General features: G+C 75.0%; 20 protein-coding genes. 13 read left to right on the forward strand and 7 right to left on the reverse strand.

Translation table 11 applies throughout. From position 1 onward, the window contains the following. Nucleotides 1-13 precede the first annotated feature (13 nt). Genes modA through AC4MBH_RS01070 form a run of 4 tightly spaced genes read left to right on the forward strand, consistent with a single transcriptional unit; the run spans nt 14 to nt 3637 of the window. Nucleotides 14-754 carry a molybdate ABC transporter substrate-binding protein gene (modA, locus tag AC4MBH_RS01055; protein WP_491792472.1) on the forward strand — a complete coding sequence of 247 codons (741 nt, stop codon included), beginning with the start codon at nt 14-16 and terminating at the stop codon, nt 752-754. Then, nucleotides 754-1536: an ABC transporter permease gene (locus AC4MBH_RS01060; protein WP_491792473.1), complete on the forward strand. Its 783-nt coding sequence runs from the start codon at nt 754-756 to the stop codon at nt 1534-1536. Before modA ends, AC4MBH_RS01060 begins: the two co-directional genes overlap by 1 nt. Next, on the forward strand, nt 1533-2585 hold the full coding sequence (locus AC4MBH_RS01065; RefSeq protein WP_491792474.1) for a sulfate/molybdate ABC transporter ATP-binding protein: 1053 nt from the start codon (nt 1533-1535) through the stop codon (nt 2583-2585). The genes AC4MBH_RS01060 and AC4MBH_RS01065 overlap by 4 nt, the downstream gene beginning before the upstream one ends. Nucleotides 2586-2626: 41 nt before the next feature. Then, nucleotides 2627-3637 carry a M48 family metallopeptidase gene (locus AC4MBH_RS01070; RefSeq protein WP_491792475.1) on the forward strand — a complete coding sequence of 337 codons (1011 nt, stop codon included), beginning with the start codon at nt 2627-2629 and terminating at the stop codon, nt 3635-3637. Between the two features lie 13 nt (nt 3638-3650). Here the strand turns inward: AC4MBH_RS01070 and AC4MBH_RS01075 are convergent, their stop codons facing one another. After that, nucleotides 3651-4421 (reverse strand): hypothetical protein, encoded by a 771-nt coding sequence (locus tag AC4MBH_RS01075; protein WP_491792476.1) that lies wholly within the window; start codon nt 4419-4421, stop codon nt 3651-3653. Nucleotides 4422-4480: 59 nt separating this feature from the next. Between AC4MBH_RS01075 and AC4MBH_RS01080 the strand changes: the two genes are divergently transcribed. Together AC4MBH_RS01080 and AC4MBH_RS01085 are read left to right on the forward strand one after the other, a co-directional pair. Continuing rightward, nucleotides 4481-5380, forward strand: coding sequence for an amidohydrolase family protein (locus AC4MBH_RS01080; RefSeq protein ID WP_491792477.1), 900 nt, complete (start codon nt 4481-4483; stop codon nt 5378-5380). Next, nucleotides 5377-5910 carry a cysteine dioxygenase gene (locus AC4MBH_RS01085; RefSeq protein ID WP_491792478.1) on the forward strand — a complete coding sequence of 178 codons (534 nt, stop codon included), beginning with the start codon at nt 5377-5379 and terminating at the stop codon, nt 5908-5910. The genes AC4MBH_RS01080 and AC4MBH_RS01085 overlap by 4 nt, the downstream gene beginning before the upstream one ends. A 10-nt stretch (nt 5911-5920) precedes the next feature. Here AC4MBH_RS01085 and AC4MBH_RS01090 read toward each other — a convergent pair whose 3' ends face one another. Next, entirely contained in the window at nt 5921-6631 is a 711-nt protein-coding gene (locus AC4MBH_RS01090) for an SDR family oxidoreductase (RefSeq protein ID WP_491792479.1), read from the reverse strand. Nucleotides 6632-7036: 405 nt separating this feature from the next. Between AC4MBH_RS01090 and AC4MBH_RS01095 the strand changes: the two genes are divergently transcribed. Then, nucleotides 7037-7900, forward strand: a complete 864-nt coding sequence (locus AC4MBH_RS01095; RefSeq protein ID WP_491792480.1) for a patatin-like phospholipase family protein — start codon at nt 7037-7039, stop codon at nt 7898-7900. A gap of 15 nt (nt 7901-7915) precedes the next feature. Here AC4MBH_RS01095 and AC4MBH_RS01100 read toward each other — a convergent pair whose 3' ends face one another. Beyond that, nucleotides 7916-8587 (reverse strand): winged helix-turn-helix transcriptional regulator, encoded by a 672-nt coding sequence (locus AC4MBH_RS01100; protein WP_491792481.1) that lies wholly within the window; start codon nt 8585-8587, stop codon nt 7916-7918. 71 nt (nt 8588-8658) lie between these two features. Here AC4MBH_RS01100 and AC4MBH_RS01105 point away from each other — a divergent pair, with 71 nt between their 5' ends. Continuing rightward, nucleotides 8659-9801 carry an acyl-CoA dehydrogenase family protein gene (locus AC4MBH_RS01105; protein ID WP_491792482.1) on the forward strand — a complete coding sequence of 381 codons (1143 nt, stop codon included), beginning with the start codon at nt 8659-8661 and terminating at the stop codon, nt 9799-9801. 133 nt (nt 9802-9934) lie between these two features. On the opposite strand, the gene AC4MBH_RS01110 is transcribed toward AC4MBH_RS01105, so the two are convergent. The 4 genes from AC4MBH_RS01110 to AC4MBH_RS01125 all read right to left on the reverse strand — a co-directional run bounded on the left by AC4MBH_RS01110 (nt 9935) and on the right by AC4MBH_RS01125 (nt 13215). Then, nucleotides 9935-10804, reverse strand: coding sequence for an HpcH/HpaI aldolase/citrate lyase family protein (locus tag AC4MBH_RS01110; protein ID WP_491792483.1), 870 nt, complete (start codon nt 10802-10804; stop codon nt 9935-9937). Beyond that, the gene (locus AC4MBH_RS01115; protein WP_491792484.1) at nt 10801-11901 is read right to left on the reverse strand and encodes an HpcH/HpaI aldolase/citrate lyase family protein; all 1101 of its coding nucleotides are present in this window, start codon (nt 11899-11901) and stop codon (nt 10801-10803) included. The genes AC4MBH_RS01110 and AC4MBH_RS01115 overlap by 4 nt, the downstream gene beginning before the upstream one ends. A gap of 144 nt (nt 11902-12045) precedes the next feature. Beyond that, nucleotides 12046-12579, reverse strand: a complete 534-nt coding sequence (locus AC4MBH_RS01120; RefSeq protein WP_491792485.1) for a DnaJ family domain-containing protein — start codon at nt 12577-12579, stop codon at nt 12046-12048. A 21-nt stretch (nt 12580-12600) separates the two neighbouring features. Beyond that, entirely contained in the window at nt 12601-13215 is a 615-nt protein-coding gene (locus tag AC4MBH_RS01125) for a nitroreductase family protein (RefSeq protein ID WP_491792486.1), read from the reverse strand. 22 nt (nt 13216-13237) lie between these two features. Between AC4MBH_RS01125 and AC4MBH_RS01130 the strand changes: the two genes are divergently transcribed. From AC4MBH_RS01130 to AC4MBH_RS01150, 5 genes are all read left to right on the forward strand, one after another. Then, nucleotides 13238-14485, forward strand: coding sequence for an allantoate amidohydrolase (locus AC4MBH_RS01130; RefSeq protein WP_491792487.1), 1248 nt, complete (start codon nt 13238-13240; stop codon nt 14483-14485). Next, complete coding sequence (locus AC4MBH_RS01135; RefSeq protein WP_491792488.1) at nt 14482-15834, forward strand: formimidoylglutamate deiminase; 1353 nt, start codon at nt 14482-14484, stop codon at nt 15832-15834. Before AC4MBH_RS01130 ends, AC4MBH_RS01135 begins: the two co-directional genes overlap by 4 nt. Next, on the forward strand, nt 15819-17000 hold the full coding sequence (gene hutI / locus AC4MBH_RS01140; protein WP_491792489.1) for an imidazolonepropionase: 1182 nt from the start codon (nt 15819-15821) through the stop codon (nt 16998-17000). Before AC4MBH_RS01135 ends, hutI begins: the two co-directional genes overlap by 16 nt. A 117-nt stretch (nt 17001-17117) precedes the next feature. Further along, entirely contained in the window at nt 17118-17270 is a 153-nt protein-coding gene (locus AC4MBH_RS01145) for a hypothetical protein (RefSeq protein ID WP_491792490.1), read from the forward strand. A 34-nt stretch (nt 17271-17304) separates the two neighbouring features. Beyond that, entirely contained in the window at nt 17305-20253 is a 2949-nt protein-coding gene (locus tag AC4MBH_RS01150; protein ID WP_491792491.1) for a helix-turn-helix transcriptional regulator, read from the forward strand. Nucleotides 20254-20262: the final 9 nt, after the last annotated feature.

The raw sequence follows: 20262 nt of genomic DNA on the forward strand, positions 1-20262 counted from the left end.
CCGGAAGGCCCCCGTGCGCGTCCTGCTCCCCGTCGCCCTGCTCGTCGTCCTCGCCCCCGCGCTCACCGCCTGCGGGGGCGACGACGACACGACCGTCACGGTCTTCGCGGCCGCCTCGCTGCGGGCGACGTTCGAGGAGCTCGCCGCGGAGTTCGAGGAGCAGCACGAGGGCGTGGAGGTCGAGCTGGTCCTCGGCGGCTCGTCCGACCTCGTCACCCAGGTCCAGGACGGCGCCGACGCCGACGTCCTCGCCACCGCCGACGAGCGCACGATGGCCGAGCTCTCGGGCGACGACCTCGGCGGCGACCCGCAGGTCTTCGCCACCAACACCCTGCAGGTCGTCACGCCGCCCGACAACCCGGCCGGCATCGAGGGCATCGACGACCTCGCCGGCGACATCGACCTCGTGGTCTGCGCCCCGGAGGTGCCGTGCGGTGCCGCGGCCCGGGGCGTCGCCGAGGCGGCCGGGATCGAGCTCGCACCCGTCAGCGAGGAGCAGTCGGTCGCCGACGTGCTGGGCAAGGTGACCTCCGGCCAGGCCGACGCCGGCCTGGTCTACGTCACCGACGCGCTCGCCGCCGGTGACGACGTGCTCGTCATCGACGTCCCGGAGGCGGCCGACGTGGTCAACCGCTACCCGATCGCCACCCTCGACGACGCCGCCGACCCCGACCTCGCCCAGGAGTTCGTCGACCTCGTGCTGTCCGCGACCGGGCGCGGGATCCTCGCCGACGCAGGGTTCGGGACGCCGTAGTGGAGCGCTCGGTCGGCCTGCCGCGGTGGATCGTCGTCCCGGCCGCGGTCGGCGCACTGTTCGTGCTGCTGCCCCTGGTCGCGATCGTCGTCCAGGTCGAGTGGACGGACTTCTGGGGGCTGGTCACCTCCGAGTCGTCCCGCGCGGCGCTCGGGCTGAGCCTGCGCACGTCGGCGGCGAGCACGGTGGCGTGCGTGCTCGTGGGCGTCCCGATGGCGCTGGTGCTGGCCCGCACCGGCTTCCCCGGTCAGGGGGTGCTGCGCTCGCTGGTGCTGCTGCCGCTCGTGCTGCCACCGGTCGTCGGCGGGCTGGCCCTGCTCTACACGTTCGGCAAGCGGGGCCTGGTCGGTCGCACCTTCGAGGTGGTCGGCGAGGAGGTGTCGTTCTCGACGCTGGCGGTGGTGATGGCCCAGGTGTTCGTGGCGCTGCCGTTCCTCGTGGTCAGCCTCGAGGGGGCGCTGCGCACGGCGGGGGAGCGCTACGAGGTGGTGGCCGCCTCGCTCGGGGCCCGGCCCACGACGGTGCTGTGGCGGGTCACCCTCCCGCTCGCGCTGCCGGGTCTGGTCTCGGGGGCGGTGCTCGCCTTCGCCCGGTCGCTCGGCGAGTTCGGCGCCACCGTCACCTTCGCCGGCAGCCAGGAGGGCGTCACCCGGACGTTGCCGCTGGAGATCTACCTCCAGCGCGAGACCGACCCCGACGCCGCCATCGCGCTGGCGCTGGTGCTCGTCGTGGTCGCCGTGCTGGTGATCGGGTTCGCGCGCCCGGGTCGGAGCGTGCGATGACGTTGGTCGTCGACGTGCAGGTCGCCGGGCGCGACGTCGAGGTGGCGCTCGAGGTCGCCGAGGGCGAGACGATCGCGCTGCTCGGCCCCAACGGCGCGGGCAAGTCGACCGTGCTCTCCGTCGTGGCCGGGCTGCTGCGCCCGACCCGCGGCCGGGTCGAGCTCGCCGGACGCGTGCTGGCGTCGTACGACGAGGGGCGGCGGGTCGACGTGGCCCCGCACCGCCGGCGGGTGGCGCTGCTGGCGCAGGAGCCGCTGCTCTTCCCGCACCTGAGCGCGCTCGACAACGTCGCGTTCGGGCCCCGCAGCGCGGGGTCGTCGCGGGGAGCCGCCCGCCGGGCCGCGCAGGGCTGGCTCGACGAGGTCGGCGTCGGCGACCTGGCGTCGCGGCGACCGGGGCAGCTCTCCGGCGGGCAGGCGCAGCGGGCGGCGGTGGCGCGGGCGCTGGCCGCCGACCCCGAGCTGCTGCTGCTCGACGAGCCGATGGCGGCGCTCGACGTGGCGGTCATGCCCGAGCTGCGGCAGACGCTCCGCACGGTGCTGGCCGGGCGCACCTGCCTGCTGGTGACCCACGACGTGCTCGACGCGCTGCTGCTGGCCGACCGGGTGGTGGTCCTCGACGGCGGCCGGGTCGTCGAGGAGGGCCCGAGCCGCGAGGTGCTGACCCGGCCGCGCAGCGCGTTCGCCGCCCGGCTGGCCGGGCTCAACCTGGTCTCCGGGCGGTGGCGCGGTCACGGCGTCGTCCTCGCCGACGGCACGTCGCTGGGCGGCCGGCCCGGGGGCGGCCGGGTCGACGACGGTGACCCGGCGATCGCGGTGTTCCGCCCCTCGGCGGTCGCGGTCTACCGCGACGAGCCGCACGGCAGCCCGCGCAACGTCGTCCCGGTGACGGTGACCTCGGTCGAGCTGCTGGGCGACCTGGTGCGGGTGCGGGCCGGCGAGCTCGCCGCCGACGTCACGCCCGAGGCGGCGGCCGAGCTCGACCTGGTGCCGGGGCTGGCGGTGTTCCTCAGCGTCAAGGCCACCGAGGTCGACGTCTACCGGGCCTGACGCGACGGTCCGAGGTGGACGGGCCTGCCTACAGTGACCGCGTGACCACCCAGCCGTCCCGCTCGCGGGCCACCCTCACCGGCATCAGCTCCCGCGCGTGGGAGCACCCGGCCGACCGCGGCGCGCTCGTCGCGCTGCGCCGGCTCAAGGGCTTCGACACGGTGCTCAAGGCGATCTCGGGCCTCGTCAACGAGCGCACCACCCGGCTGCTCTACCTGGGCACCGCCGTGCGCGTCGACGAGCGGCAGTTCCCGACGCTGCACTTCCTGTTGCGCGACGCCGCCCGGGTGCTCGACGCCGACGAGGTGCCCGAGCTGTTCGTGCGCTCCGACCCGACCCTCAACGCGGTCACCATCGGCCTCGACAAGCCGATCATCGTCCTTAACTCCGCCCTGGTCGACCTGCTCGCCGAGGACGAGCTGCGGTTCGTGATCGGGCACGAGCTCGGTCACGCGCTCAGCGGCCACGCCGTCTACCGCACGCTCCTGCACCGCCTGATCAACCTGACCGGCGTCCTCAACACCATCCCGCTCGGCGGCCTCGGCATCCGCGCGATCATCGCGGCGCTCTACGAGTGGTCGCGCAAGTCGGAGCTCTCCGCCGACCGGGCCGGCCTGCTGGCCACCCAGGAACCCGCCGCCGCGATCCGCGCCCACATGCAGCTGGCCAGCGGCGGGCTGATGGGTGAGCTCGACCTGGCGACGTTCATGGCCCAGGGCCAGGAGTACCTCGAGAGCGGCGACCTGCGCGACTCCGTGCTCAAGCTGATGCTGGTCGAGAAGACCACCCACCCCTTCGCCGTCGTCCGCGCCGCCGAGCTGCGGCGCTGGGTCGACTCCGGTGAGTACGCCGCCATCCTCGGCGGCGCCTACCCGCGCCGCGCCGACGACGACGACGCCGGCGTCACCGACGCGGCCAAGGAGGCTGCGAAGTCCTACTCCAGCGCGTTCGAGTCCTCCCAGGACGCGCTCGGCAAGCTGGTCCACGACGTCGCCGGCGTCGCGGGCAGCATGAAGCTGTGGCTCGACGACCGGTTCCGCAAGGGGGAGTAGGGGGCCGTCGGAGTCAGCGCCGGCGCCGCCGCCGGCGCTGCGGCTCGACGACCCACAGCGTCGGCACGTCGGCGACGAGGTAGCACGACCCGGCGACGACGTTGCCGGGCTCGGGGGTCGTGGCGTGGGTCGAGCCCGGCAGGCAGGTGGTGACGACGAAGCCGGCGGTCTGCGCGCGCACGACGTGGAAGGGCTGGCCGGTCACGCCGTGGGTGTGCGTGGCCGCCTCGAGGACCGTGCCGGCCAGGTAGGCAGTCGGCTCGGCGTCCGCCGGGTCGCCGAACAGCCCGTAGGACAGGAACGACTGCGCCGCGAACCTGGTCGGCTCGGCACCCGGCTCGGGCTCGCCGAGCACGCTGACGGGCGACTCCCGGAACGCCGCCTCGTCGGCGAGCACCGACATCTCCAGACCCAGCGCGACGACCGACGCACGCAGCGGGCCGGACACCGTCGTGGTCAGGTGCGGACGCTGCTCGAGGTCGGCGGCCATCCGGGTGGCGAGCGCCTGGTCGTCGTCGAGCACGTCGGCCGCGGTGACCCGCCCGTGCGGTCCGAGGTCGGCCAGCAGCGCGCCGGGGCGGGCGTCGTACGACGGGACGAGGTCGAGCGTCTCGCCCTCGGCGTCGATCGTGACGACGACGCGCGCCCCGCTGGCGTCGCCGTAGCGGATCGACTCGACGCCGTCGACGCGGCCCGCGACCTCGGCCGGCATCGCGGACAGGTGTGCGTTGAGCTCGTCGAGGCCGGCGACGTCGAGGCCGATGCAGGCGAGGGTGGACGGCATGCCCGACACGCTACTGGCGCCGGTAACCGAACTAACTCGATAGAGTTATAGTCTCCAGTATGCCCCGCGTCGACGTCCACCAGCACGTGTGGCCGGACGCGCTCGTCGAGGCGCTGCGGCGCCGGTCACGCGGCCCCCGCATCGTCGGCGACCGGCTGCTCCTCGACGGGGAGCCCGACAGTGCGCTGGTGCCCGCCGACCACGTCCTGGCCGAGCGGCGCGCCATCGACGCCGGCGACGACATCGACCTGACGCTGCTCTCGCTCTCGAGCCCGCTGGGCATCGAGTCGCTGCCGCCCGAGGAGGCGGCGCCGCTGCTGGACGCCTGGCACGCGCTGGCCCTCGAGGTCGGACCCGGGCACGGGTTGTGGGCCGCGGTCAACGTCGTCGAGCCCGACCTCGACGACCTGCGACGCCTGCTCGCGGCCCCGACGGTGTGCGGGCTGCAGGTCCCCGCCACCGCGCTGCTCGACCCCGCCGCGCTGGAGCGGCTGGCGCCGGTGCTGGCGGTCGTCGAGGCCGCCGACCGGCCGGTGCTGGTGCACCCGGGCCCGGCCCCCGCCGCCGCGGACGACGTGCCCGGGTGGTGGCCGGCGCTGACGTCGTACACCGCCCAGCTGACGGCCGCGTGGTTCGCCTGGCACGTGGCCGGGCGGTCGCTGCTGCCCGACCTGCGCGTCGCGTTCGTGGCGCTCGCCGGCCTGGCGCCGCTGCACCATGAGCGGCTCGCTGCGCGGGGCGGCACCTTCGGTGCCGTCGACCGGCACGTCTACTACGACACCTCGTCCTACGGCCAGCGCGCCGTCGACGCGGTGGTGCGCGTCGTCGGCGTCGACCCGATCGTGCACGGCTCCGACCGGCCCCACGCCGTACCGCGCGACCCCGGGCTGGGGGAGGCCTTCTCCCACGCCCTGTTCGTCTCCAACCCCCACCACCTGCTGAACGGAGGAGCCCGATGACCACGGCAGCCGTACCTTCCCCTGCGGCGTGCGTCCTCGACGCCGACGACCTGCCCGCCCTGCCCGGGCGCGAGCTGACGTCGCGCGAGCTGCGCACCTGGGTCCGCGAGCTCGCGGCGCGCCCCGACCTCTGGGAGCGCCACGTGCGCCACGACGCCGAGGGCCGCCACTACGTCTCGCTCTACCGCGACGCCGACGTCGACGTCTGGCTGCTGTGCTGGAACCTCGAGGACGACACGGGGTGGCACGACCACGACACGTCCTCGGGTGCGGTCGCGGTGACCCGCGGCGCGGTCACCGAGAGCCGCCCGCGGCTCGGCGGCACGCCGGTGGTCAAGACGGTCCGCGAGGGCCGCACGATCGCGTTCGGGCCCGACCACATCCACCGGATGGGCGGCGCGGTCGACGGGTCGGTGTCGATCCACGCCTACTCGCCGCCGCTGTGGCGGATGGGCCAGTACGCGATCTCCGACAGCGGCGTGATGCGCCGCTTCTCGGTGTCCTACGCCGACGAGCTGCGCCCGATCTAGGCCGCGGGTCCTAGCCGGCCGGGCGCAGCGCCGCGACCGCCTCGGCGACCGGCACGTCACCGCCGACCACCACGGTCTGCACGCCGATCGTGTGGTCGGCGTCGAGCACCGCGGCCACGACCGCGGCCACGTCGGCGCGGGTGACGTCACCGTTGGCGTTGTCGGGGTCGCTCGACCGGGCCGGGTCGTCGTGCGGGACCTCCTCCTCGGTGCCGAGGAGCACCCGGCCGGCGGCGGGGTCGTGGGTGAGCCGGCCCGGGCGCACGATCGTCCAGTCGAGGCCGCTCTCGCGCAGGGCCGCGTCGGCGCCGGCCTTGGCCTCGACGTAGGCGCGCCACGCCGGGCTGACATCGTCGGGCAGCGGCTCGTCGACGCCCCACGCCGAGACCTGCACGAAGCGGCGGATGCCGCGCTGCTGCGCGGCCTGGATCGACAGCACCGCGCCACCGAGGTCGACGGTGCGCTTGCGCTCGATGTTGCCGTCGGCGCCGCCGCCGGCGGCGAAGACCACGGCGTCGCAGCCCTCGAACGCCGCGGCGACGTCGTCGACGGTCGCGTTCTCGATGTCGAGGAGGCGCACCTCCGCGCCGAGGGTCTCCAGCTCGCCGCGGTAGGACTCCCGGCGTACCAGGGCGACGGGGGTGTGCCCGGCCTCGCGCAGGAGCGGGTGCAGCTGGAGGGCGACGTGGCCGTGGCCACCGACGATCGCGATACGGCTCATGCCTCGACGCTAGCGCGGCGCCGTACGACGGCCGCTCGCCGACGGTGGTCGAGCCGCGGGGACGACGTCTCCGCGAGTCGAGACCCCCGCAGGGTGGGCATCGCGCCGGGTCTCGACTCGGGCTCGCTGGCGCTCGCCCGGCTCGACCAGCGTGGGTCCGACGGTGGTCGAGCCGCGGGGACGAAGTCTCTGCGAGTCGAGACCCCCGCAGGGTGGGCACCTCGCCGGGTCTCGACTCGGGCTCGCTGGCGCTCGCCCGGCTCGACCAGCGTGGGGGAGAGGTCTCGACTCGGGCTCGCTGGCGCTCGCCCGGCTCGACCAGCGTGGGTCACCGGTGGTTGAGGAGGTTGCGCTGGCAACCGTCTCGAAACCACGACCGACCCACCACTCCGGCACACTGGCCCGGTGACGAGGCGAGCACTGGTCCTGGGCGGCGGCGGCATCACCGGGATCGCGTGGGAGACCGGGCTCCTGGCGGGCCTGGCCGAGGCGGGGGTCGACCTGACCACCGCCGACCGCGTCGTCGGCACGTCGGCCGGGTCGATCGTGGGTGCCCAGGTCACGTCCGGCATCCCGCTCGACGAGCTCTACCGCCGTCAGCTGCTCCCGCCCGCCGAGCTCGGCGACACCGCACCCCCGGCCTCGGTCGGTCCGTCGGTGGCGCTGCGCTTCGCCGCGTCCGCGGTCCGTTCCCGCGGCGACGTCGAGCGGTTCGGCCGGCTCCTGGGCCGGCAGGCGATGGCGCAGGCCGCGCGCGGCAAGGTGCCGACGGTCGCCGAGCGCTACCAGCAGGTCGCCCAGCGGATCGGCGGCCTGGAGTGGACCGACCGCGACCTCGTCGTGACCGCCGTCGACGCGCACACCGGCGAGCTGGCGACGTTCGGCCCGCGCGGCGACGTCCCGGAGGTCTCGCTCGAGGACGCCGTCAACGCCTCGTGCTCGGTGCCGTGCGTCTACCCGCCGATCCCGATCGGTGGGCGCACCCTGGTCGACGGCGGGGTCCGCTCGGGCGCCAACGCCGACCTGGCCGCCGGCTTCGACCCGGTCGTCGTCCTCTCGCCGCTCGACCGCGGGTTCGGCCCGGTGCGCAGCGCCGCCCAGCAGCTGCGCGAGCTCGGCGTGCAGCACGTCGTGATCACCCCCGACGGCGTCTCGCGGATGGCCATCGGCAAGAACGTCCTCGACCCCGCGGCCCGGCCGCCGTCGGCGCGCGCCGGGCGCTACCAGGCCGCCGCGCACGTCGACGAGCTGCGCGAGCTCTGGGGCTGAGCGTCGGCGGGTCGGCTACGGCGCCAGCGCGGCCCGGCGTACGGCGGGCGCGACCGGCGAGAGCAGCAGCGCCTCGGGCAGCCGCAGCAGCACGTCGCGGCGGCCGTGCAGCGTGACCAGGCCGTCGCGCACGGCCGCACCCAGCTCGATCACGCCCTCCCAGACCATGTAGAGCGTCGCCAGCGACGCCTCGAGGGTCACGTCGACGTCGTAGCCGGGGTCGGTGAAGCACAGCGAGACGTCGTGCGGCTGGATCACCAGCCAGAAGCGGGTGCGGCGTCCGTCGGGCAGGTGCACGTGCAGCGTGGTGCGTGGGGTCGCGAACGGCGTGGGGTCGATGCCGCCGCGGATCCACCACATCAGCACCGTGGGGTCGAGCTCGTCGGCGCGCGGCTCGCCGAACGCCCAGCGCGCGCCCCACTCGGCGAGCCCGAACACGACGGGGTGCAGCTCGAGGCAGGCCGGGGTGGGGCGGTAGGCGTCGTCGGTGTGCTCGACCAGGCCGTGGCGCTGGAGGTGGTCGAGACGCTTGGAGAGGATCGCGCGCGACATGCCCGGCAGCCCGCGGCTGAGCTCGTTGAACCGGGTGGCGCCGACGATCAGGTCGCGCACGATGAGCAGGGTCCACCGGTCACCCAGGATCTCCAACGCCCGGGTGATCGGGCAGTACTGGCCGTAGCGCGACATCCGTCCATGGTGCGTCCGCCGGTTCAGTTTGTGAACTATCCGGGCGACGCGGATCGCCGCACCCTCGACGCATGACCGTCATCGACACCCCACCCCGCACCGGCGTCACCGACGCCGACGTCGTCGCCCTCGCTGCCTCCGTCGGCGAGGTCGCGGCCCGCCACGACGCCGCGCACGACCGCGACGCCACCTTCGTCACCGAGGCGTACGACGCCATGCACGCCGCCGGCTACCTCCGGCTCCCGGTGCCGCCCGAGCTGGGTGGCGGCGGCGCCACCCTGCGGCAGGTCGTCCTGGCGCAGGAGGAGCTCGGCCGTTGGTCGGGCGCCGCGGCCCTGTCCTCGACGATGCACCTCTACCTCACGTTCGTGCAGTGCTGGCGTCACCGGCGCGGCGCCCCCGACGCCGCCGGCGTGCTCGGCAAGGTCGCCCACGACCGGCTGGTGATGGCGACCAGCGGCGGCTCGGACTGGGTCTCGCCGACCACCGTCGCCACCGAGGTCGAGGGCGGCTTCCACTTCACCGGCCGCAAGGTCTTCTGCTCCCAGGCCCCGGTCGCCTCGGTGGTCTCGACCTGCGCCGTGCTGGGCGACCCCGGGCCCGACGCGGTGGTCCTGCACGCCGGCGTCCCGCTGTCGGCGCCCGGCGTGAGCGTCGTGGAGACCTGGGACACCCTCGGCATGCGTGGCACCGCCAGCCACGACCTGGTCCTCCAGGACGTGTTCGTGCCGGCCGACAAGGTCGTCGGCCGACGGCCCTACGGCACGCTGTCCGGTCCCCTGCTCGTGGCGGCGGTGCACTTCGCGCCGCTCGTCGGGGCGGCGTACCTCGGGGTGGCCCGGGGTGCCTGCGACGAGGCGGTCCGCCTGCTCTCGGCGCGCCCGTCGGTCGCGCCCGCCGCGCAGCGACAGGTGGGCGAGATGCGCCACCGGCTCCGGGTCGCGCACTGGGCGCTGCTCGGGGCGCTGGCGGAGACCGGCGAGGACCTCGCCGCCGACGAGGCGACCCTGGAGACCCTGATGACCGCCAAGCGCGAGGCGGTGGTCGCCGCCCGGGCCGTGGTCGACGAGGCCCTCGAGGCGGCTGGCGGCGCGGCGTTCTTCCGCGCCTCCCCGCTCGAGCGCGCCTACCGCGACGTCCGCGGTGGCCCGTTCCACCCGCTCACGCCCGAGGCGACGCTGGAGCTGGTCGGGCGGCGGGCGTTCGGGGGGTGAGGGGGCGGGTCGGGGTGGGTCGGATGTAACTCACCGTCCGCAGCACTTCCCCGCCCGTAGATGGGCGGGTAAGTGCACCGAACGGTGAGTTACATCGCCGCCGCCATCCCGCCGCCGGCGCCGCCGCCGACCCTCAGCCCTCGAGCGCCGCCACCGCGTCGGCGATCGCCAGCGTCCGCCGGGCGGACTCGACGTGCAGGTTCTCCACCATCCGGCCGTTGAACGTGACGACGCCGGAGCCCCGGCCGTCCTCCCAGGCCTGGATGAGCCCCCGGGCGTCCTCGACGGCCTGCGCGGAGGGGGCGAAGGCGGTGTTGGCGCCCTCGACCTGGCCCGGGTGGATGAGGGTCTTGCCGTCGAAGCCGAGCTGACGGCCCTGGTCGCACTCGGCGAGGAAGCCCTCGGTGTCCTTGACGTCGTTGTAGACGCCGTCGACGATCGCGATCCCGGCGGCACGCGCGGCGAGCAGGGCGGTGTGCAGCGACGGGAGGATCGGGGCGCGGCCGGGCACGTGCTCGGCGTACAGCTCCTTGACGAGGTCGTTGGTGCCCATCACCAGCGTCGTGAGCCGCTCGGAGGCACGGGCGATCGACAGGGCGTCGAGGATCGCCACCGGCGTCTCGATCATCGCCCAGAGGCTCGTGTGGTCGGGGGCGCCGGCCTGCTCCAGCGCCGCGACGAGCCGGTGCACCTCCTCGGCGCTGCCGACCTTGGGTACCACGACCGCGGCGGGACCCGCGGCCGCGGCGGCGGCGAGGTCGGCGTCGTGCCACGCGGTGCCGATGCCGTTGACCCGGATCGTGACCGTACGGCGCCCGTAGTCGCCCGAGGCGGCCGCGGCGCACGCCGCCTCGCGGGCGGCCGGCTTGGCGTCGGGGGCGACCGCGTCCTCGAGGTCGAGGATCAGCGCGTCGCACGGGATGGACTTGGCCTTCTCGAGCGCGCGCTCGTTGGAGCCCGGCATGTAGAGCACCGAGCGCAGGGGCGTGAAGTCGTCGGTCACACCTGCACCTCGATCGCGTCGTAGGCGGCCTTGAGGTCGGGGTCGATCGCGGCCAGCTGCTCGGCGAGCTCGACCATCACCAGGCACTGCTTGAGCGAGGCGTCGTCCTCCATCTTGCCGTCGATCATCACCGCGCCGGTCCCGTCGCCCATGGCCGCGACGACCCGACGGGCGTGGGCGATGTCCTCGACGCTGGGCGCGAAGACCCGGTTGGCGATGGCGATCTGCTTGGGGTGCAGGCTCCAGGTGCCGACGCAGCCGAGCAGGAAGGCGTTGCGGAACTGGTCCTCGCAGGCGGTGACGTCGGTGATGTCGCCGAACGGCCCGTAGTAGGGGTAGATGCCGTGCATCGCGCACGCGTCGACCATCCGCGCGATCGTGTAGTGCCACAGGTCCTGCTGGTACGTCGTGCGCGCGGCGTCGTACTGCGGCACGCCGAGGTCGTCGACCGGCGGGTCCTGGCGCACCAGGTAGCCGGGGTGGCCGCCGCCGACGCGGGTGGTCTTCATCCGACGGTCGGCGGCGAGGTCGGCGGGGCCGAGGGAGAGGCCCTGCATCCGCGGCGACGCGCCGCAGATCTCCTCTACGTTGGCGACCCCGCGCGCGGTCTCGAGGATCGCGTGCACCAGGATCGGCCGGTCGAGCCCGGCCTTGGCCTCGAGCTGGGCGAGCAGCCGGTCGACGTAGTGGATGTCCTCGGCGCCCTGCACCTTGGGCACCATGATCACGTCGAGCTTCTCGCCGATGGCCGGCACCAGCGTGGTCAGGTCGTCCAGCGCCCACGGGCTGTCGAGGCTGTTGATCCGCGTCCAGAGCTGGGTGGGCCCGCCGTGCCCGAGGCCGTCGGTGTCCTGCCCGATCCGCACCAGGCCCTCGCGGGCGGCGACCTTGTTGTCGGCCTTGACGGCGTCCTCGAGGTTGCCGAGCAGGACGTCGACCGTGCCGACCATCGTCGGGATCTTCGCCGCCATCTTGGCGTTGCTCGGGTCGAAGAAGTGGATCGCCCGGCTCGGCCGGAACGGGATCGAGGTCAGCGGCGCGGGCGCGCCGACCGCGAGCGGGCGGAAGAAGTCCTTGGCGCTCTGGGATGCGGGCATGCCGCGGAAGTTAGCAGTCGTTCACCACGCCGGGGTATGACCGATCTCTCCTCCCACCGACGCCGACCCGTCGTACATGTACGACGGGTCAGCGTGGAGATCGCGGTGACCCGTCGCATCGGTGCGACGGGTCAGCGGAAAAGCTCAGCGGCGGCGCTGCCACCACCGGCGGCGGGGCTGCTCCGCCGGCGCGGCTGCCGCGATCCGGGCGGCGCGTCGGGCGGCCCGTCGCTCGGCCCACGCGGCGACGGTCTCCTCGACGTCGCGCGGCATGGTGATCAGCGGTGGCCCCTCGGGGGCCCGGTAGCGCGCGGCGACGACGCGTTCGTTGAAGTCGGTGACGACCCGGCGTACCTCGGCCTCGAACGCGATCTCGTCGAGCTGGTCGTCGAGCTCGGCGTCCTCCTTGCGCAGCTGCAGGGTGAACGGGAGGACGGCGATCCGCTCGCGCTCGACCAGCTTCTTGAGCCACCAGTCGGGGTCGTGGCTCTCGCCGAGGCCCTCGATCGGCTTGCCGGCGCCGGGCAGGTCGTCGAAGTCGCCGCGGGCCATCGCGACCCGCAGCTGCTCCTCGACCCACCGGCCCTGGTGCTGGATGCGTGCCGCGGCGGCCGCTTGCCCGGTGCGGTCGTCGCGCTCGCGGTCGGGGTCGGACGGTCGTCGTACGTGCTCGCTCATCGGCCTCACCTCGCAGCCAGTCTAGGAAGGCGATCCAGCCCAGCCGCCGCGGTGGACGACCTCCTGCCACGGCGTACGACGGCGGCGCGCGGGTGAGCCCTGTGCGCCGCCCTCGGCGGGGTGGCCGATGGTGATGACCCCGATCGGGTCGTGGCTGTCGGGGATCGCGAACGCCGCGCGGACGGCGTGCTCGCGCTCGGGGACGACGCCGAAGAAGCAGGCGCCGAGCCCGGCGTCGGTGACGGTCTGCAGGATGAGCAGGCTCGCCATCGCGGCGTCGAGGTGCCAGAACGGCATCGACCAGCGGGTCTCGTCGCGGTCGGTCCAGCCCTTGTCCGGCTCGGCGTAGCGGTCGAGGTAGGCGGCCTTGCTGCTGCACGGCAGCACCACCACCGGGGCGCGCATCATGCCGGCCAGCCACGGCCCGGGGGTGTCGACGTCGTCGCTGCTCGCCCGCCAGAAGCGCTCGGTCTGGTCGGGGGCGTCGAGGACGACGAACGCCCACCCCTGGCTGAACCCGGCGCTCGGGGCGCGGGTCGCGTTGGCGAGCGCGCGGTCGATGATGGCAGGGTCGACCGGACGGTCGGCGTAGCTGCGGACCATCCGGCGGCGTCGGACGACGTCCTGGAACTCCATCCGGCGATCCTAGGGAGGCAGCGTGCCCGACGACTTCGAGCGGATGTGGGCCGACCTGGCGCCGGTCGGCCGGTCGGCGACGTCGGGCGGCTACTTCCGCCAGCCCTTCGGTGCCGCCGAGCGTGAGCTCGCCGCGTGGTTCGCCGAGCAGGCCGCGGCGCGGGGCCTGCGGCTCGAGACCGACCGCTTCGGCAACCAGGTGGCCTGGTGGGACCCGCCGCACGACGCGGGGGTGGCGCCGGTGCTCACCGGCAGCCACCTCGACTCGGTCCTCGACGGCGGCGCTTACGACGGCCCGCTCGGCGTCGTCTCCGCGCTGGCGGCCGTCGACCGACTGCGGGAGCGCGGCGTCGTCCCGCTGCGCGCGCTCGGGGTCGCGGTCTTCGTCGAGGAGGAGGGGTCGAGGTTCGGCCAGGCCTGCCTCGGCTCGCGGCTGGCGAGCGGGGCGGTGTCGTGGGACGTCGCCCGTGAGCTGCGCGACCGCGACGGGGTGGCGCTCGGCGACGTGGTCGAGGGCCCGTCCGTCGACGACACCGACACCGGCGACGGGGCCGGTGCCGGCTCGACGCTGCTCGACGAGGTGGCGACGTACGTCGAGCTGCACGTGGAGCAGGGCCGTGACCTCGTCGACCGCGGCGCGGCGGTGGGCGTGGCGAGCGGGATCTGGCCGCACGGGCGCTGGCGCTTCGACTTCGAGGGCGAGGCCAACCACGCCGGCACGACCCGCATGGAGGACCGCGCCGACCCGATGTTGACCTACGCGATGACCGCGCTGGCCGCGGCCAAGCAGGCGCGCCTGGCCGGGCAGCGCGCGACGTTCGGCCGCCTCGAGGTCACGCCCAACGGCACCAACGCCGTCGCGTCGCGGGTCACGGCCTGGCTCGACGCGCGCGGCGACACCGAGGAGGCGGTGACCGACCTGGTCGCCGTCATCGAGCGGCAGGCCGGCGAGCGCGCCGGGCGCGACGGCACGTCGGTGCGGGTCACCGCCGAGTCGGTCTCACCCGCGGTCTTCTTCGACGACGAGCTCGCCACGGGGCTGGCCCGCGGCCACGCCGGCGGCGACTGGCCGGTGCTGCCGACCGCGGCCGGCCACGACGCCGGGGTGCTGAGCGGCCGGGGCATCCGCAGCGCGATGCTCTTCGTGCGCAACCCGACCGGCGTCTCCCACTCGCCCGCCGAGCACGCCGAGGTGCCCGACTGCCTGGCCGGCGTCGAGGCGCTGGCGACGTCGCTCGAGCGGCTCACCGTGGCGGAGCCGGGCCGGTGACGGCGTACCTGCTCGAGCGCGCTTGGGTCGACGGTGCCGTCCGCGACGACGTGCTCGTCGAGGTCGCGGATGGCCGCTTCACCCGCGTCGAGGCGGGGGTTCGGGGGGAGAGCTGGCGGTTCGGGGGCGAAGCTTCGGCCCCGGAGCGCGGGATTCCCCGGTGGACCGGGGAATCCTGCACCAGCCCCACGCGCCTCCCCGGCCTCACCCTCCCCGGCCTCGCCAACGCCCACAGCCACGCGTTCCACCGCGCCCTGCGGGGGCGCACCCAGCGGGGGAGCGGCACGTTCTGGACCTGGCGCGAGCAGATGTACGCCGTCGCCGAGCGCCTCGAGCCCGACGGCTACCTCCGGCTCGCGCGGGCCGCCTACCGCGAGATGGTCGCGGCGGGCTACACGAGCGTGGGGGAGTTCCACTACCTGCACCACCGCCCCGACGGCACGCCGTACGACGTCGACGAGATGGGGGCCGCGCTGCGGCAGGCCGCGGAGGAGGCCGGCCTCCGGCTCGTCCTGCTCGACGCCTGCTACCTCAGCAGCGGGTTCGGGGCGCCGCCGGAGGGCGTGCAGGTGCGCTACAGCGACGGCACGGCCGCGCGGTGGGCCGAGCGCGCCGGCGGCGGACCCGCTGCGATCCACTCCGTGCGGGCGGTGCCCCGCGACCAGCTCCACGTCTTCCGCGGGCGGGCGCCCCTGCACGTCCACCTCTCCGAGCAGGTCGCCGAGAACGAGGCCTGCCTGGCGGCGTACGGCGTCACCCCCACCCGGCTACTGCACGACGAGGGCCTGCTCGGGCCGGGCACCACGGTCGTGCACGCCACCCACCTCACCGACGACGACGTCGCGCTGCTCGGCGGCACCGGCACCCACGTGTGCGTCACCCCCACCACCGAGCGCGACCTCGCCGACGGCATCGGGCCCGTACGCCGCCTCCACGACGCCGGTTGCCGGGTGAGCATCGGCAGCGACAGCCACGCGGTGGTCGACCCGTTCGAGGAGCTCCGCGCCGTCGAGCTCGACGAGCGGCTCGCGACCCAGCGGCGCGGGCACTGGAGCGCCGTCGAGCTGCTCGCGGTCGGCACCGCCCACGACGTGCTCGGGATCGACGACGCCGGCGCGATCGAGGTCGGCCGCCTGGCCGACCTCGTCACCCTCGACACGTCCTCCCCACGCACCGCCGGCACCGGTGCCGACGAGCACACGGCGGTCTTCGCCGCCACCGCGGCCGACGTCGTCCAGGTGGTGGTGAGCGGCACGGTCGTCTACACGTCCGCGGACGACGAGGAGATCGGGCGCGAGCTCGACGACGCGATCGGAGCACTGTGGAGGACGTCGTGGCCAGCACCCTGATCACCGGCATCGCCGAGCTCTCCACCCTCGACCCGCAGGCCCCCGACCTGCTCGGCCTGGTCGAGCACGCCGCGCTCGTCGTGGAGGGCGGAGCCGTCGCCTGGACCGGACCCGCGCACGCGGCGCCCGCCGCCGACGTCGCGGTCGACGTCGGCGGGCGTGCCGTCATCCCGGGGTTCGTCGACTCCCACGCCCACCTGGTCTTCGCCGGCGACCGCGCGGCCGAGTTCGAGGCGCGGATGGCCGGCACGCCGTACGCCGCGGGCGGGATCCGCACCACCGTCGCCGCCACCCGGGCCGCGACCGACGAGCAGCTCACCGCCCACGTCGCCCGGCTGGTCGCGGAGATGCGGCGCCAGGGCACGACGACGTTCGAGACCAAGAGCGGCTACGGGCTGACCGTGCACGACGAGGCCCGCGGCCTCGCGGTGGCCCGCCAGTTCACCGACGAGACCACGTTCCTCGGCGCGCACGTCGTGCCGGCCGAGCACGCCGACGACCCGGCGGCGTACGTCGACCTCGTGACCGGGCCGATGCTCGCCGCGGCTGCGCCGTACGCGTCCTGGATCGACGCGTTCTGCGAGCGCGGCGCGTTCGACGCCGACCAGGCGCGGGCGGTGCTCGCCGCCGGCAGCGCCGCGGGGCTCCGCGGCCGGCTGCACGCCAACCAGCTCGGCCCCGGCCCCGGTGTGCGGCTGGCGTGCGAGCTCGGACTCGTCGCCGTCGACCACTGCACCCACCTCGACGACGCCGACGTGGCGGCGCTGGCCGACTCCGGCACCGTCGCGACGCTGCTACCCGGTGTGGAGTTCTCGACCCGCCAGCCCTACCCCGACGCCCGCCGGCTCCTCGACGCCGGCGTGCGGGTGGCGATCGCCAGCGACTGCAACCCCGGCTCGTCGTACACCTCCTCGCTGCCGTTCTGCATCGCGCTGGCCGTGCGCGAGATGGGGATGACCCCGGCGGAGGCCCTGCACGCGGCCACCGCGGGCGGCGCGGCCGCGCTCGACCGCGACGACGTCGGCCGGCTCACGGTCGGCAGCCGCGCCGACCTCGTCGTCCTCGACGCCCCCAGCCACCGGCACCTGGCCTACCGGCCGGGGGTGCCGCTGGTGGCCGGCACCTGGCTCGGGGGCCGCCCGGTGAGCGCCGTCACCCCGGTCTGAGGTAGCCCGTCGCCACACCTAGGGCGGTTGCCCGATGTGGCCGCCTACCTCAGGAAGCGAGTCTCTTCCTACGACGCCGGCACCAGGTCGGTCGCTGAGGTAGCGAGGAGCACCGCCATGTGGGACCGCATGATCATCCAGGCCGAGACCGACTACCGACGCGAGCGGGTCACCCGCGCGATCAGCCCGCGCCGCCGCCGGCGCTCCGCCGACGGAGTCCGGATCCCCTTCATCGGGGGGTCGGAGAGCGAGACCAGGCGCGTCCGCTGACGCGCCGGCGGCTGGCAGGCACAGAATGGGGCCCGTGGCCATCCAGTCCAGCACCATGGTCGGACGAGACGCCGAGCTGACGGAGATCGCTTCGTCGCTCGGCGTTCGTCCGTCCCGACCGGCCGACAGGCTGGTCGACGTGCTGCTCTCGGGTGACGCGGGCGTCGGCAAGACCCGGCTGCTCCGCGCCCTGCGCGACGTCGCCGTCGACGAGGGCTGGCAGGTCTACGCCGGCCACTGCCTCGACTTCGGCGACAGCGCCCTGCCCTACCTGCCCTTCTCCGAGATGCTCGGCCGGCTCGCCACCGAGCAGCCCGAGGTGGTCGCCGAGACCGCCGCCGCCCACCCGGCCCTGGCCCGGCTGCAGCCCGTGCGCCGCCAGATGGCCGAGTCCGACCCGGTCGACGCCGAGGCCTCCGCGCTCGACCGCGCCGACCTGTTCCGCGCGATGCTGGCCGTCCTCGAGGCCGCCGCGCAGCGGGCGCCGCTGCTCCTGGTCATCGAGGACACCCACTGGGCCGACCGGTCCACCCGCGACATGCTCAGCTTCCTGCTCTCCCGCGTCGACGCCGGCGGGTTCGCCATCGCGGCGTCCTACCGCTCCGACGACCTGCACCGCCGCCACCCGCTCCGCCGCCAGGTCGCCGAGTGGTCGCGGCTGCGCGGCGTCGAGCGCGTCAACCTGTCACCGCTCGACGACGACGACGTGCGCTCGTTGGTCCATCAGCTCGTGCCCGGTGGGCTGCCGGAGACCGAGCTCGCCGGCGTGGTCGCCCGGGCCGAGGGCAACGCGTTCTTCGTCGAGGAGCTCGTCAGCGCCGCCGCCGAGCCCGGCACGTTCGTGCCGGCCGACCTGGCCGACGTCCTGCTGGTGCGCCTCGACCGGCTCGACGACGACGCCCGCCAGGTGGTGCGCACCGCCAGCGCCAGCGGCCGGCGCGTCACCCACGAGCTGCTGGAGGCGACGTCGGGCCTGGCCGGCGACGCCCTCGACGCCGGGCTGCGCGGTGCGGTCGAGATGAACGTCCTGGTCGCCGGCCGCGGCAGCTACGCCTTCCGGCACGCACTCCTCGGCGAGGCCGTGTACGACGACCTGCTGCCCGGCGAGCGCGCCCGCCTGCACGCCCGCTACGTCGCCGCCCTGCGCGACGGGACCGCCCGCGGCACCGCCGCCGAGCTCGCCCGCCACGCCCGGCTCGCGCTCGACCGCACCACCGCGCTGCAGGCCAGCGTCCGCGCCGGCAACGAGGCGGCCGCGGTCGGCGGACCCGGTGAGGCGGCGTACCACTACCAGCAGGCACTGGAGATCCTCAGCGGCGACCTCGACCGCGGCGACCTCGGCGACCACGGGATCGACCTGTCCAAGCTCGTGGTCCGCGCGGCCGATGCGCTGGTGGCCTCCGGCGACCCCGAGCGCGCGATCGCGGTCATCGACGAGCAGCTGGAGCGGCTGCCCGCCGACACCAGCGACACCTGGCGCGCCCGGATGCTCAGCGCCCAGGCGGCCGCGCTCTACATCACCGAGCTCGACGCCGAGACCGACCCGATCGTGGTCTCGCAGGAGGCCGTCGCGCTGGTGCCGCCGGGCGAGAGCGGGCTGCGGGCCCGGGTGCTGGCCACCCACGCCCGCATCCTGGCCGCCTACGGCCGCTACGACGACGCCGAGCAGGTCGGTCTCGACGCGCTCGAGCTGGCCGAGCGGCTCGACCTGCACGAGCTGGCCAGCGACGCGGTGACCACGCTGTCGGGGCTGAAGAAGACCGGGCCCAAGGAGGCCCTGCGAGCCGCGCTGGCCGAGGCCGTCGACCGGGCCGCCGAGTCCGACGCGATCCACGCCGAGCTGCGCGCCCGCTTCCTGCTCGGCCGCTCCTACGAGGACTGGGCCGAGTTCGACGAGGCCGAGCACTGGTTCTCCTCGGGCATCGAGCGGGCCACGGCCGCGGGGCTGCCGTGGGCGCCGTACGGGTTCGAGGCGCGCTGGCAGCTCTCGTGGGTGCACCTGGTGCGCGGTGAGTGGGACCGCGCCCTCGACCTGTTCGTCGTCGAGGGGCCGTTCCCGCCCCCCATCCCGCGGGCACTGCTCACCTCGATGCGGCTGCAGATCCTCCAGCACCGCGGCGAGGACGTCGCTGCGCGGGCCACCGGGCTGCGTCCGTTCTGGCGTCGCGAGGGCGCCGTGGCGATCCACGCGGCCCCGCTCGAGATGGTCGCCGCCGGGCGCAAGGGCGAGCCGGGCGGTGCCGTGGCGTCCTACGACGAGGCGGTGACGGTGCTCTCCCGCATCTGGCACGGGTGGTTCAGCGCCCGCATCCGCCTCGCCGCCGTCGCGATCGGGGTGCTCGCCGACGCGATGGCCCACCGCAGCGCCGCCGAGCGCGAGACCTTCCTCAAGGACGTCGACCGCCTCCACACCGACGGCCACGTCGTGCTCGACCGCTACACCGACCCGTCGGGCCACTGGGGACCCGAGGGACGGGCGTGGGTCAAGCGGCTCGACGCCGAGACGCTGCGCGCGCGCTGGCAGGCCGGCGTCGACGCGCCGCCGCTCGACGTGCTGGTCGAGACCTGGCGCGAGGCCGAGGCGTTGTTCGAGGACTTCGGGCACGTGCACGAGCTGGCCGTCGTGCGCACCAGGCTGGCCGGGATCCTGCGCGCGACCGGTGACCTGGCCGGGGCCCGCGTGCTCGGCGACCTGGCCCGCGAGAGCGCCCACCGGCTGGGGGCCCAGCCGCTGCTCGACGAGCTGCGGACGCTCGGCTCCGCGCCGGCCGCCCGACCGGCCGCCACGGTCGCGCTGACCGCGCGCGAGCGCGAGATCCTCACCCACGTCGCCGACGGGCGCAGCAACGGCGAGATCGCCCGGCTGCTCTTCATCAGCGCCAAGACGGTCTCGGTGCACGTGTCCAACATCCTCGGCAAGCTCGACGCCTCCGGGCGCACCGAGGCCGCGGCGATCGCCCGGCGTACCGGCCTGCTCGACTGATCGCGTACA

The organism is Nocardioides sp. WJ219 (assembly GCF_058559815.1).